The sequence below is a fragment of the Xanthomonas phaseoli pv. dieffenbachiae genome (genome assembly GCF_008639345.1).
Lineage (GTDB): Bacteria > Pseudomonadota > Gammaproteobacteria > Xanthomonadales > Xanthomonadaceae > Xanthomonas > Xanthomonas phaseoli.
Window position 1 is genome coordinate 1,090,593 of record NZ_CP041380.1, and the last position, 13,225, is coordinate 1,103,817.

Annotated in this window: 9 protein-coding genes and 2 pseudogenes; 6 read left to right on the top strand and 5 right to left on the bottom strand. The window is 60.8% G+C overall.

Going from position 1 to position 13,225, the window contains the following annotated elements; translation table 11 throughout:
• The first annotated feature begins 430 nt into the window (after positions 1–430).
• The 4 genes and pseudogenes from FLG15_RS23335 to FLG15_RS05155 all read left to right on the top strand — a co-directional run bounded on the left by FLG15_RS23335 (position 431) and on the right by FLG15_RS05155 (position 6,734).
• Complete coding sequence (locus tag FLG15_RS23335; RefSeq protein WP_158011227.1) at positions 431–841, top strand: hypothetical protein; 411 nt, start codon at positions 431–433, stop codon at positions 839–841.
• A 599-nt stretch (positions 842–1,440) separates the two neighbouring features.
• Positions 1,441–2,082 (top strand): DUF1629 domain-containing protein, encoded by a 642-nt coding sequence (locus tag FLG15_RS05140; protein WP_150145616.1) that lies wholly within the window; start codon positions 1,441–1,443, stop codon positions 2,080–2,082.
• 36 nt (positions 2,083–2,118) lie between these two features.
• Positions 2,119–6,046 (top strand): annotated as a pseudogene (locus tag FLG15_RS05150) (coiled-coil domain-containing protein).
• Positions 6,047–6,086: 40 nt separating this feature from the next.
• Entirely contained in the window at positions 6,087–6,734 is a 648-nt protein-coding gene (locus FLG15_RS05155) for a hypothetical protein (protein ID WP_150145618.1), read from the top strand.
• A gap of 20 nt (positions 6,735–6,754) precedes the next feature.
• Here FLG15_RS05155 and FLG15_RS05160 read toward each other — a convergent pair whose 3' ends face one another.
• Positions 6,755–7,156, bottom strand: coding sequence for an HNH endonuclease (locus tag FLG15_RS05160; protein ID WP_150145620.1), 402 nt, complete (start codon positions 7,154–7,156; stop codon positions 6,755–6,757).
• 181 nt (positions 7,157–7,337) lie between these two features.
• The gene (locus FLG15_RS05165; protein WP_150145621.1) at positions 7,338–7,664 is read right to left on the bottom strand and encodes a hypothetical protein; all 327 of its coding nucleotides are present in this window, start codon (positions 7,662–7,664) and stop codon (positions 7,338–7,340) included.
• 266 nt (positions 7,665–7,930) lie between these two features.
• On the opposite strand from FLG15_RS05165, the gene FLG15_RS05170 reads away from it, so the two are divergent.
• Positions 7,931–9,517: a MobA/MobL family protein gene (locus FLG15_RS05170; protein WP_150145623.1), complete on the top strand. Its 1,587-nt coding sequence runs from the start codon at positions 7,931–7,933 to the stop codon at positions 9,515–9,517.
• A gap of 52 nt (positions 9,518–9,569) precedes the next feature.
• On the opposite strand, the gene FLG15_RS05175 is transcribed toward FLG15_RS05170, so the two are convergent.
• Positions 9,570–9,911, bottom strand: a complete 342-nt coding sequence (locus FLG15_RS05175; RefSeq protein WP_150145625.1) for a hypothetical protein — start codon at positions 9,909–9,911, stop codon at positions 9,570–9,572.
• Between the two features lie 524 nt (positions 9,912–10,435).
• Between FLG15_RS05175 and FLG15_RS05180 the strand changes: the two genes are divergently transcribed.
• Complete coding sequence (locus FLG15_RS05180; RefSeq protein ID WP_209260616.1) at positions 10,436–11,014, top strand: hypothetical protein; 579 nt, start codon at positions 10,436–10,438, stop codon at positions 11,012–11,014.
• Here the strand turns inward: FLG15_RS05180 and FLG15_RS05185 are convergent.
• A protein-coding gene (locus tag FLG15_RS05185) for an IS3-like element ISXcd1 family transposase (protein ID WP_223842567.1) occupies positions 11,011–12,098 on the bottom strand; the annotation gives its coding sequence in 2 pieces (ribosomal slippage) (positions 11,011–11,846 and positions 11,846–12,098; 1,089 coding nt in all). The two genes, FLG15_RS05180 and FLG15_RS05185, sit on opposite strands and share 4 nt — an antisense overlap.
• Before the next feature lie 68 nt (positions 12,099–12,166).
• Positions 12,167–13,177: pseudogene (locus FLG15_RS05190) on the bottom strand (DUF6538 domain-containing protein); the annotation flags it as partial.
• Positions 13,178–13,225 lie beyond the last annotated feature (48 nt).

Genomic DNA, 13,225 nt, shown 5'->3' on the forward strand with positions numbered 1-13,225 from the left:
GGGCTGTATAAGCTTTACTATCCCGAACTTGTAGATGCCTCAGATGCAGCAGGAGGAGAGCAGCAGGAGATTGGTCGGTCATGGGACAGGTCTGAGGCTAAGAGGGCTGCCATTTTTCAAATCGAGAGCTTTAAACTGCTTGTTCGTTACCGTTCTGATGTTACTCGTAGACGTGTCACTCTCATGCAATACCATCAGATGATGACAATTAGAGAGGAGTTCGAGCGCTCGCGAGAATTAATCGAACAAGAATTCGTCGAAGGAGGGACGAGTAGCTGGTTAGATTTTGTTAGGAATTTTGATGAGCTGACACAAAGATTTCAAGAAAGTCTAGCCACGATTTTACCTGAAGAGGACTACAAGGCTCTGCTTGACATTTCTCGCGATGAACGCATTGTCTTGTCTGACCCCGCTATTGTCGAAAGCATTTATGAACCAGAGTCAAGGCCGCGAGGGCCTGGAAGAAGGTCGCCGTGAATATGGCCGGCGACTGAGTCCCCAAGAATATGATTTGCAAACGATATCTCTTTACGAAGGTCAGGCGCCGATTCCTTCGCGGGATGATCTCGAAAAAATAAGGCGTGCTGAACTCGACTTGACGGTTGATTTCACCTTAGGGGTAGGCTTTCCTCGGGATAAGAGAGATGAGCTATGGTGCACTCAGCGGAAGCTGGCTAGGAGTAGCATTGCTCGTCTGGTCTTTGGAATTTTTGCAAGTCCATTCGCGCCATCTCGCTACCTAGTCAAATCACAGGTTAGAGCGTTTTCGAAAATTCTCAATCGCCGAGAAGTTTGCGATTTTCTCGGGCTCAGTGATAAAGATTTCGAAGATCTAATGTGATATAGGAATGCTTTGATTATACCGATACTCATACGGTGGTAGTCGGGCAACATCTCTGCCCCGAAGAGCCTAGATTCCCGGAAAGCACGCAAAAATGCACCGCTATGGATGAACCCTCCTGGCCCCTTGTCCAAAGGTCTGTCGCCGCGCTGTGCGTGACTCCAGGTGGGCGACGCGTATCATTATACGCAACCGCGTTCTTCGCTTTAAACCAACACGCGTCAGCACCAAGCTAACCTTGACAAGACCCTTTCCAGATGATCATGGATCATTGTCGTAGCAAGCGTGGCCAGACGGCACGCCAACCTGTTGTGATCACGCCCCGGTGTTCGCGAATGCGGCATCGAGGGCAGCATCTGTAGCCAAAGCAAGAGGATCTACTCCATGCCGGGCAGACGCGGCTACGGGCGTCACCTGCCGCGGCGAGCGTTGTCTTGCAGCGCTCATGCTGGAACGGTCGGGCGCTAAGACACCTTGCCGCGTTAGAACGAGTAGCGGGATGTTGGGCGTGTGCCTTTCTTGTCTGCCCAAGTTGGCGATCGTGACTGTAGACTTTGCTCGACTAAGGTAAGAGCCGTACCCAGGTGGCCGGAGAACGCATGGAAACAACGACGAACAATCAGCCCAAGAAAGGGGAGTTCTTCCACCTGCAGCCGGACGTTCGGCGCGGGGGAAAAGGCCATGGGGTTGTCTTTGAGAACCGAGATGCTCTCATCACTCCGCCAAGGCTAATTCTGAAGCCTAAGGACGGCGGATTTCCCGCTTTGCGCGAGATCCCTCGCCTTGTCTACCAACCCGGTGAAGGCGTGCTTCCCGAAGACCTGGAAGGGGGATTCAGCGGCTACTGGCTGGTTTCAGAGCGCCTGCGTCGAGTGATGGAGATGGTAGATCCTGCGGCGTTCGAGTTTGCCGAGACTGACTATCGGTTGGCCGATGGCTCGAAGGGGCCAAACGTCTACCTGTGCGATGTGGTCCGCACGTTGGACGCGCTGGATGAAGATGCCTCTCACCTCGATATCAAGGTGAGTGACGAATACGAAGATGGTAAATATTACAGCCTGGCAGGGGGCTCGCGGCTGGCCTTCAAACGCGACGTGCTGGGGTCGGCGCACGTGTTCAGGCTGCCGTTTCACGGCGGCGTCTTTTGTGACCGGGTGTTCAAGGATGCTGTGAAAGCAGCCGGGATAGGCGCGCAAGGTCAGTCGGACGGCCTCTGGTTCTACGATGTAGTCAACCGATAAGGCTAGCCACAAGGTCGCAAGGAAGGAGCCTGATCCGTGTCGAACTACCGAACGCTTTTTCAGGACCACCACAATATTGAACAGCAGACGCTGAAGAACAGCGAGTTGCTTGATGAGCTTCAGCGGGCGGGGAAGTTCGATATCCACGCACCGCAAAACCGACTGTTCCTCCCGGCCAATCCAGCATTTGCTCAAATGATGGGCATCACGCCACATAGCGGCGGCCCTCTTAGCGCATACCAGTATGGGCTGCTTGATCGCCTTGAAGATATTTCCGCGTCTCGAGATGGACAAGCCATGTTGGAGGGCGACCCAGCGGCAATGGACCGCGTTGTCCAGCGCGTCGAGCAACTACGCGATACAGTCAAAGTAGGCCTAATCAACGGCGACTTGAACACCAATACACCTATTGGTTTAACCCCTGCGCAGACTAGCCAGAGGGTTCAAGACTTTTTCCGCGATATCCCGACCTGCCAGCAGACCCATGCCCAACAGATTGAAGCCTTGAAGGGCTTCACGGGGGTGGACCACGGCTGGGGGGCTGTTGCGCATTCCGAGTCGCGCATCGTCACCACGCTCAACCAGATCGATGTCAGCAACACCGCCATCATTCGAGGCGGGGACATGAGCTTCAGCGCCATGGGTTGTCACTCGCCATCGCCAATGCCCATCACGATGGGCGCGTGGTCTTTTCCGAGCGGAGCATCCTCAAGGTCGAGCAGGTTCTGGGCGAAGAAGCCGCCGGAGCTCTGCGGGTTCCCCGTGGGCAAAGGGGTGCCGCGTCCATGGAAGTATTGCTCGGCAATGCGTCGGCGAGCACCTTGGTGCGTTCGGGCGGTTTGTTGGCGACCGGCGCAGACGCAGTGATGACAGCTCGCCGATCTGCCGAGTTGCTGGAACAAGGCAATGCCACCGCCGCGCAGTCCGAAGTTACCCATGCATTGGCCCGCAACGTCGGCGGGTGGGCCGGTGGTGCCTCCACCGCGGCGGCTCTGGGCGGCAGCGGCTTCGTCCCGGCGGCGTTGGTGGTCGGCGACGCGCTGTTGATGAGCAAGGCGTTCGACAAAGGCGCCGATTTGCTGGACAACCGCGTCATCTACCACCAGACCGACAAGGCGGGCGTGGAGTGGCAGTTCAACGGCCGCAACTGGCAGCGCGAAGCCGCCATTGACCTCGCCCAGGAGGGACGGCGCACATCGGGCGAGCAGCCCGTGGTCGCCAGCTATGAGAAATCGCAGGAACTGGGCGCGCTTGCTAACGCCAAGGCAGTGGAGCTGGCGTTGGGCAAAGCACCGCCACCCCAGGACCCGTTCAACCTCCCCGCCCAGGCAAGCGACCACGTGGGATTGGACAACCAGAACTGGCGGCGCAATCCAGAGAGCCAGGCATGGGAACGCCAAGTCAAAACCGCCGTGTCCGGTGCCAACGACCGAGGCAGCTACGAGCACCAGACCGCCTCCCCGGAACGGGCACAGCAACTCAACCAAGAAGCCCTGGGCCGCATCGAAAGCAACATCGCCACCGGGCGCGAAGCCATCGCCACCGCCTACCTGGAAAACCATGCAGCGCAACGCGCCCAGGCTTACGGTGTCGAAGTGCCTGCGGCTGTTCAAGCCGCCCAGGCCAAGCCCGGCGCGGTGCTGGGGTCAGACGCTCAGCTTTACCAGCGCACTGAGTCAGGACAGTGGGCCGGCAAAGATGGCGTCGCCAGTGGCAATCTGGCGGTGGAGCTGGAACTGACCGACCAGATGCGCCAGGCCTCGCTGGAGCGCGCTAAGGAAACCCTGGCGGCTATTGAGGCACTTCCCGCGCCCACGGCTGCGCAGCTGGAGCACAACGAGCTGCTGCACCGTTACCGGGCCGCAGGCGTCGATTTGAACGTCAACCCGCAGACCCAGCAGGCCGTGGCTCTGGCCTCGCAGCGGACCATGGACGCCAATGGCATCAGCGGGCCGACCATGCAGCAGTTGCAGCGCAATGAGTCGGGGCAATATGGGTATGACAGCCCCATCGCGCACCTCCAACGCTGCAGCGATGGGGTCACTCGTGTGGTGGCCATCACCAGCAGCGAAGACATCCGGCAGGCGTTGAGTGAGACGCAAGGCTATCGGCGAGAATCGCCGATCCTTGGGCGCGTGACCGAGGGAACTGCAGACGCGGACACATCGACCTCTGAGTCGTCCAATCCGCAGCAAGTGCTGGATATCCAGGCGCGCATGCAAGCCTCTGTCGCGGCGCAGGCTCGGCAAGAACGTGAACAGCAAGAGCGTGTTGCGCAAGAGCAGCACGTCGCGCAAGTGCGCGAGCACCTCCAGCAGGCACAGCCTGAGCACGAAGACAGGTCGCAAAGCGAACAAGCGGTCCAGGCGCAGGCCGTGTTGGAAGGTCAACGCCAAGCCGAGCAGCAGCGTGAGCTAGAAGAGCGCCAGGTGCAGGAGCGCCAAGCTGACAATCAGCAGCGGGAGCAACAAGACCGGCAGGCTCAAGAAACCAGGCAGGTTGAGGCCCAGGAAGGTCAGGCTCGGCAGGCACAGGATCAGCAGCAACAAACTCAAGCACTCGAACCGACGCAGGACCAACGTCAGCAAGCCTCGCAGCAACCAGACACTCAGCTGCACGCACCAGAGCTCGCGCTGACTCAGCAAACAACGCTCCCTCAGTCACAGGAGGATGCACGCTCACGGCTGGCAACACAAAATCAACCGGCGAACGAACGCCTTGCTCCTGACGCACATGACTCACTGAAGCAAACGTCCGAGGCAGGTGACGCGCAGGCGCGTCAAGCCCAAGAAGCAGAGCACTCGCTGGAAATGTCGGCGGTGGAGAATCGCGCCGTCGCCCGCGTCCAGGCGTCTTCCTCCAAAGGCCCGGAGCCGGGAAGCCTATCTTCCCAGAGCTGCAGGCCGATGCGGAGCCGTCAGCGCTAACGCAGCATGTGGAGATGGAGCAAGCGTTGGTCCGCCAGCAAGACACGGCGCGTGAGCAGGAGGCAGAGCCGGTTCGCGTCATAGCTCAAACAACGCCTGCGACAGCAGAGCCGTTGAGTGCATCGCAATCCGCAGCGTCTACCAATCCTGAGCAAGAAACGACGTCAGAGCAGAACCGCCCTTCGGACGCGTTTCTCGCTGAGCATGACGCGCCAGCGCTATCCCCTGCATACCTCGCGCAGGCATACGGGCAATCGTTAGGAGGTAGCGCAGAGAATCGCTTTCCCAAGGAGCCAGCAGACGCGGAAAGCCAGCAGGCCCAATCGACCCCAGCGCAGGAGCGCAGCGCCGCTGACCCGGGTGGCGCACTGTTCCTGGAAGAGACCATGCGCTCGCTGCGTCAACTGCAACAGGAGATTGAGGCGGCTGATCGGGAAGACGAACGCTTCCATCAGGAATGGAAGGAGTATCGCGAGCGTGGAGAACCCTATCCCTTCGCTCACCACGATACGCAACGCGTGCAAGGCGCAAGCCTCGATGGGTTCCCGCAACACGAGCAAGCGCGTCGCTCGCCCAGTGAAGCTGCTGAGCAAACCGATGCCTTTCCACCTCTAGCTCAGCGCTTCGCCGGTCCAGGGGCAGGGGATGCGCCAAACGATTCGTCGCAGACTCAGCGAAAATCCATCACCGGCGACCCGGACGTGGACGAGGTGCTCTACGCGCTCGACAGCAAGAACGAGTTGGCGATTGAGCAGGCCCTGGACCGGGTGGCCAACAGCGCAGCGACGCAGGCGCTCATCAAAAAAGGCAACGAGTTCCTTGAGGCGCAGGCCCAGCAGGAGGCCCAGGAGCTCGCCGCCACACGCCAGGCGCTGGGGATGGATGTCTCAGCGGAGATCAACACCAGCCGCGGGCCGGTGATGGTGATGACCTTGCCGGAGTTTGCCAAGGGACCGATGCAGAGCGGTCCCCAAGGGGACGGCGGTGGGGGTGGAGACGGCGGAGGAGGCGGTGGCGGAGGAGGAGGCGGCGGTTAGTCAAAATCGCTTCCGTGACCAGCCGAGCTCAGGAAACCTCATGGACAGGCAAGATGCCGCAATGGCGGAAATGATGGCCACGTTGAATGCATCGAACACCTCGTTGCAAGAGACGGTCAAAGTGCTGACGACGTTGGTGGCATCCATGCATCAGCGCGAACAACGGTTGCGCGAGGTGGTTGCCGAGCAACTTCAGGTAGTCCAACACGCGGCCAGCAGCGCCGATGCCAAGGTCAATCGAGTGCTGGAGAATGCGTTGCCGCGCTTGACGCAGCTGACCAATCAGGCGTTGACGCAGACGCTGGAACCGGCCGCCAGGCGGTTCAACAAAGAGATGGCTCATGCGGACGAGACGTTGCAGCAAGCCACTCGGCGTTACGCGCAGGCCCAGCAGTCCTTGGAAACACGGATCACGCGGCGCATGGGCATCGCATCCGCCACGATGCTCGTGGCCGGCGTGTTGGGCCTAGGGGCGGTGGCCTACTCGGTGGGCATCATCAACGAAAAGCGAACCGAACTCGCACAGCTTCGAGCATCCATCGACTACATCGATCGCGTGTCTCGTGCGGACCTCGCCCCCTGTGGCGAAGGCCGGCTTTGTGCCACCCTCGAGAAGAACGGGCCGCGTTACGGCAACCAGAGGCAATACAGAGCGATCAACCTACGCAATACATCGGCTGCGCGGTGATGCCTGCTGGCCTCGTTCGGTCAGTGGAGCATCGACAAGGCTGCCGGCTGCTTTGGTCCTTTGCCTGCCGGCTTCATTCGATGGGACCCCTTGGCGGTCGCACTGTCCGTTGATGGCCACCATTTGCCTGCTGCAACCTTCCGGCGCACCAGGGCTTTGAACGCTTCGGGAGTTAGAAGCTTCTTGCGCCTGTGCCGGCGCTGGTTGCAGGTCCAACAGGCGGCGGCGATGTTTCCTCGCGTGTCTTTGCCGCCCTCCTGCTGAGCCAATAGGTGCTCAGCAGTGCACTGGGAGTAACGTGCGGTGCGGGGGGATAGCTCAAGCTCTGTCGGACAGGTCAGCCACATTGGTTGCTCGCAATAGCAGCAACGCCCCTGTTGGGAATGGAAGGCGAGGGTGCGGAGGAATTGAAGGCGGGTCATGGAAGGCTCCTGGAATCAAGGTTCGATTCCCGTGCCTCCTAGATGAGAACCTCGGGCACCCGGAGCCTAGAGGCTATGCGGGCACAACACCGGGGGATGCCCCACTGGCTAATACTTTGTAACCGACCATCGGTGCGGCTGCAACCCTTTGGCGCGCGGTTGGCAGGACGGCCGACCAGGCTCAATGGGTGCTGTGACTATCTTCAGTGTTCGAGATTTCCATTCGCAACGCGCCGAGGGAGCGCGCTTGGTTACGGATTGCCGCGTCGCTCCGATTTCCTACGTGAGCCAAAAGCGCACCCACCAACTCGGTGTCCTCCAGGGATTCTGCTCCTGCAAGAAACACGAGCTCTGCCACCCGCCCGCGTCGCTTGGCTTCTTCGCGGCGCTGCGTTTCCTTGGCCTTCACCGCTTGGCGCTGTTGCGCTAAAAGCTCGCGCGCTTGATGCTGAGCTAAGCGTTCCGTGGCGCGTTGGATTTGGTCTCGGTAGTGATTCGTTGCGGTCATGCGTTTCTCCTGTCGCTTGGAAATGAGTCAAGCAGGAAAACTGCTTGCGTCAAGCGTTGGGCTGGTCTCAAATTTCGTCCGCCCCGAGAATCGAAAAGGCTGAAAAACAAGGCTTAGAAGAAAGAAGCAAGAGCGCACCTAGGTGTCACTGCGTGACACGTGCGCAAAGGGCTCCGCCCCTTGAACCCCAAGCGCCGAGGGCGCTTGCGAAAATCCAAAGCCGAGGCATAAACCAAGCAACCCCACTGCTTCGGAGTCTCCGCCTCATGGCCATCTACCACGCCAACGTAAAAACATTCAGCCGCGCCAAAGGACATTCGTCCATTGCTGCGGCCGCCTACCGCGCCGGCCTGCTTCTCGAGGACGAGAAGACCGGGCAGCGCCACGACTACCGCCGGCGGGACGGCGTGGTCGAAACCCGCTGCATCGCCCCCGAAGACGCGCCCGACTGGGCCCTGGTCCCTGCCCAGCTCTGGCCAGCTGCAGAAGCCGCCGAGCGTCGCAAAGATTCGACGGTCGCGCGTGAGTTCGAGTTCGCGTTGCCCCACGAGCTTGACGACCTCCAGCGCTCCGACCTGGCCGTGGAAGTCACCCGTGCGCTGGTCAGTCGCTACGGGTTCGCGGCGCAGGCCAGCATCCACAGCCCCGGCAGCAAGGACGGCTTGAACTGGCACGTCCATGTCCTGGCGACGACCCGTCGCATGGGACCAGACGGTCTCACGGACAAAACCAAGGAACTGGACGGCGGGCCATCGGGACGTGTCGAGGTTCAGTGGGTGCGCGAACTCATCGCCTCCACCACCAACGCCCATCTCGAAAAGGCGGCGCTTGAGATTCGGGTGGACCACCGCAGTTTGGAAGCACAGGCAAGTGACGCCTTGGCGCGCGGCGACCTGGCCGCGGCTGCCATCCTGTCCCGCGAGCCCACCAAGCACGTCGGCAAGAACGGCACTGCGTTGGCCCGGCGCGGCCAGCCTTCGGAGCGGTTCGAAGCCAACCAGCTCATCGAAGAGACCAACGAGACGACGTTTAAGAAGCTGGTTGCTGCGTTCGAGCAGGAGGGGCGCGCCATGCCGGTGCCCGACGGCCACAACCAGGCCCAGGCCGAGCGCGAGGCTCGCCGACCTTCTGATGGGCTGTCCTTGCCGCTCGGGCCTGGGGCAGGGCGCATCGAGGTGTCCCGCAGCATGGCGACCCTTGCCCGTGGGTTGGGACTGATGGAGGCCAAGCCGCCGCGCGAGCCACGTTCGGTCGCGGAGCTCGCAGAGGAGGCCAATGACGAATGGGGAGTGGCTGTTCAAGCGGATCCCCGCTTGGCTCAGACCCTCCAATCAACCTTGGCATTGTTGCAGTGGATCAGGGAGCGCGTGACTGCCTTCGCCGAGGAGGCCCGGCTACGCCCGGACCTCAACGAGCTACTGCGGCGGTTGCGGCGCTTCAAGGCAGCCGCCATGAAGTTCGCCCGGCGGCTCTTGGCGGGGCGCCGAGCGGAGAAGCTGCACCACATGGCCGAAAACGCGTGGCACGACTTTTTGGCGAACAATCCCGAGCCGGGGACCTCGTGGACGCACGGGGACTGGAAGCAGCGGCGCGGCCGTCGGTTGAACACCCTCGAAGCCCGAGCCGCAGAGCTGGCCGATGCAAGGGCCAGGGTGACCTCGGAGGAACAAGCCCTTTGTAAGAAAGAGGCATCTGCCAGCGCGGCGCATCTGGAGGCTTGGAGCCGGGACATGCTCCAGCGCTATCCCCTCCAGCTTGACATGGCGATTGAACCTGATCAGCCTCGTTCAAGTCCTGCCATCTCCGCCCCTCCTGCTCCTACCTACGTTCCCAAGCCGCCGCGCTTCCACTGAAACCAAAGAGCCCCGCAGTGCGGGGCTCAATGTTTGCGGGCTCTCGGTCGGATTAGTGGAGGGTAGGACGCTTCTTGCTGCGGACTGGATCCAGCTGCGCGTCTTTCTTATTCCGGCCCGCGCGCCATTCCTCCACCGACGGGAACTCGCGCACGATGACGGCCTCGCGGGTGCGCACCGACTGGGAGGGCTGAGGAGGCGCGTGGTCCAACGATTGAGCGGCGGTGCTCCCGCCTGGCGGCTTCTTCTGGCTATAGACGATCAGCTCGCCAGCAGAGGCCCAGGCATTGCAGACGTTGCGTTGTCGCACGAGCGGCTCGTCAGACAGCGTTTGGCTCATCAGCCCGGCGAGCAGCTGGCCGGCGATTTCGAGTTGTTGGGGGTTGGTGGTCATCAAAGCTCCTACTTGTGGGGGGGGCCCTCATCCAATCAGTAATTTGAAACTTCGCAAGAGTTCGCTTTGAGCTGTATTTCACAAATTTGAATGCGCGAAAAAACTTGATGGACGCTATGCCTTTTTTGGGATATGAGCGCCTTAGATGCTTTTCGAATTTTTTGTTATAGCTCGTGCGCAAGCGGGCGGCTTGGACGCGGGCGAGTGGTTCCGTCAAATGGACTTCCCCTTCCTGCGAAGCGCTGACCTGCCAACTGCCAGTGTCCCCGTGCTGAACGAGGAGGCTGGGACGGCTGCGGAGGTCGGGCGAAGATGGTGGGGCGGCCTGGTTCAGGTGTAGGCCAATGCGCCGTTTCATTTTCGCCCATTGAAAAGACTTTACTTGTCGACGTATCGCCAATATCGTTGAGCCCTAGCCGCTCCCCTTTATGGGACAGGTTGTGATCACCACCGCTGCCAGCGTGGGGTGGGTGGGAATGGATTCCTAACTGATGCTGCGAGTGCAGCTGACAAGGAGTGTTGCCGTGTCAAATCGGGCCGTGGCGCGTTTCTCTGCTTCCTCAGTTCTGTCTAAGGGCGGGCGTTACGCGGCGCTCTTGATGCCGGTTGTTTTTGGTGCCTATGCGTTGCAAGTTGCTAGTCCTGCGCACGCCCAAACCCCGCCTAAAGCCACGTTCTGCGCGGCGGGCATCGGCTGCTACGACACGATGGAGAAAGCCGCCGATGCCATTCGCAACTCCAAGGACTACCAAGGCATCGGTCAGTATTTGAAGGCCTACTCCAGAGGTTTTTTGAATCGGGGAGCGGGAGAGGTCTGGACCTATTTCCGTGTTCCGTCTCTCAAGGCCACCTCGGTCTCTAACCCATCCTATGGGGTCAACCTGGGTATCTACGGGGTCGGAAACCCCGGGTGCACAGCGTCCCCAGAGTTTGGATCAAGCTGGTGCACAGATGAAGGCGCACTCATCGCCAAGTCGTTGGACATCCTAACGACCAAGGTTGGGAAGTCTTGTTCACTTCAGTCCAATACTCAAACGTCGGATTACAACACGACAGGGCTGGGTAATCCCCCCGCTTTGAGCGTTCGCCAAAAGTGGAGCTAGGCGGCCATCGCCAATTTCATTGCTGGCGTGATACCGCCGAGCGCCATGTTGGGGCGCTCATGGTTGTACGTCCATAGCCAGCGCGTGGCCTTGTCCTGAACCTGCTCGATGGTGTCGAACAACGTTGTGGCCAGCCAGGCGTAGCGGACGGTGCGGTTGTAACGTTCGACATAGGCATTCTGCTGCGGCTTGCCTGGCTGGATGTGCTCGATCCGAATCCCGCGCTGCTGTGCCCAAGCTAGCAGCGCGCCGCTGATGTACTCCGGGCCGTTGTCGCAGCGAATGGCGTTTGGCTTGCCGCGCCAGTCAATGATCTGTTCCAACGAGCGGATCACCCGGGCCGATGGCAGCGATAAGTCGACCTCGATGCCCAGACCCTCACGGTTGAAGTCATCGAGCACATTGAACAACCGGAAGCTGCGGCCGTCGGCCAGCTGGTCGTGCATGAAATCCATCGACCAGACCTGGTTGATCGTCTCCGGCACCGCCAACGGCTCTGGCCGCTCGCGCACCAGCCGCTTCTTCGGCTTGATCCGCAGGTTCAACTCCAGCTCCCGATAGATGCGGTACACCCGCTTGTGATTCCAGCCAAAGCCCTTCACGTTGCGCAGGTGCAGAAAGCACAGGCCGAACCCCCAATCACGATAGGTTGTGGTCAACCGCACCAGCCAATCGGCAATCCGGGCGTTCTCCTCGCTGGCCTTGGCTTGATAGCGAAAGCAGGTCTCGCTCACCGCAAAGGTCCGGCAGGCATGCCGGATGTTCGTGTGGCCACCATCTACGGCCCATCGGGCCATCTCCCGGCGTTGAGATGGCCTCACCATTTTTTTGCCATCGCCTCCTTCAGCAGGTCGGCGCTGAGCTGGGCATCGGCGTACATCTTCTTCAGGCGCCGGTTCTCGTCCTGCAGCTCCCTGAGCTGGGACATCAGCGATGCGTCCATGCCGCCGAACTTGCTGCGCCACTTGTAGAACGTCGCCGAGCTGATGCCGTGTTCCCGGCACAACTCCGGCACGGGCGTGCCGGCCTCGGCCTGCTTGAGGACGGCAATGATCTGGCTGTCGGTGAAGCGGGATGTCTTCATGGAACCTCCTCGGAAAAGGGTACGAGAAAATTCCACTTCTGGCGTCAGCTAACCTGTGGGGGGATTACCCCTTCATCCGAAATTTGGATGCAGGGGAGGCCGCCATCCGTAACCACGTCGGCGGTCAGCAGTTGGCCGACCTCCGAGGCGCGGGCGCCGGTATACAGCCCGAGGAGGGAGGCCCATCGCGCGGCCAAGGGCAATGCTTCGAAGGCGGCCGGCGCGAACAAGGCCTGGACCTGGTGGGCGTCGTAGGCTTTGAATCCGAACTTGCGCCGAGCGCGCTTTTCCCGGGTGGAGTAGCTCACGTGCCCGGAGGCGGGGTTGTCGCCCCGGGGGTAGTGGCCGGACGCTTGGGCCCATTCGAAGAACCCGCCCTTGCCGCCGATATAGCTCTGCTTATTGGTCAGTGTCGGGGTGGAGGCGCCTTTGTCGCGCATGTCTTGATACCACCGGGCCAGGTCCGAACGGGTGACCGTGTGCAGCTTGGTCTTATCGCCGAGAAAGCTGGTCAGCAGTTCGACAGCGGTCCGCTTGATGGTCCAGGTCTTGGGCAAGGTGCTGCCCTTGAGGCTGTTCAGCCAGGCGTCTCGGGCCTTCCCGAGCGTGATTGATTCGAGGGAGGGTCTGGTTACCCGCCTCGGCGTGGGGAGAGGCGGCACATGCTGGTGAATCAGCTCTCCCAACGCGCTGGGCTGCGGGGCCGTGAGCGCCATAAGTTGCTGGTAGAGCGTGACGTCCTCGGGGGTGTCGATCTGCCATTGCTCGGTAATCGACCCATCCGGAGAGCGCGTCCGATTCAGCGTCAGCTCCTGCGGACGGGTGCCGGTCAAGCGCGCCAGGAGCGCGTCCAAGTCGTCGTCTCGGTTTTGCATGCGTCGTTCCTTCAACACAGTGAAGACCTGAGCATACCGGGCAGCCAGGGTCAGCGCGCGCAATCTCGCCTCCCGCATGTCGTAGGTGTGCAGGGTGCGTTTAAAGGTCTGGCGACCCACGATGGGCTGCAAATCGACCGGGACACGTTGGCGGTAGGACCAGAGTCCGGAGGGAGCTCGAACGAGATGATGAGGAATGCGCATAAGTGTCGTGTGTTCCGACGTGCGCAGCTGCAGCCAGTTTTTACGCTA

Coding starts and splice junctions, on each gene's coding strand:
- FLG15_RS05160 (WP_150145620.1), bottom strand. CDS start 7,156: ATGACCCGCCTTCAATTCCTCCGCACCCTCGCCTTCCATTCCCAACAG.
- FLG15_RS05155 (WP_150145618.1), top strand. CDS start 6,087: ATGGACAGGCAAGATGCCGCAATGGCGGAAATGATGGCCACGTTGAAT.
- FLG15_RS05170 (WP_150145623.1), top strand. CDS start 7,931: ATGGCCATCTACCACGCCAACGTAAAAACATTCAGCCGCGCCAAAGGA.
- FLG15_RS23335 (WP_158011227.1), top strand. CDS start 431: ATGAACCAGAGTCAAGGCCGCGAGGGCCTGGAAGAAGGTCGCCGTGAA.
- FLG15_RS05165 (WP_150145621.1), bottom strand. CDS start 7,664: ATGACCGCAACGAATCACTACCGAGACCAAATCCAACGCGCCACGGAA.
- FLG15_RS05140 (WP_150145616.1), top strand. CDS start 1,441: ATGGAAACAACGACGAACAATCAGCCCAAGAAAGGGGAGTTCTTCCAC.
- FLG15_RS05175 (WP_150145625.1), bottom strand. CDS start 9,911: ATGACCACCAACCCCCAACAACTCGAAATCGCCGGCCAGCTGCTCGCC.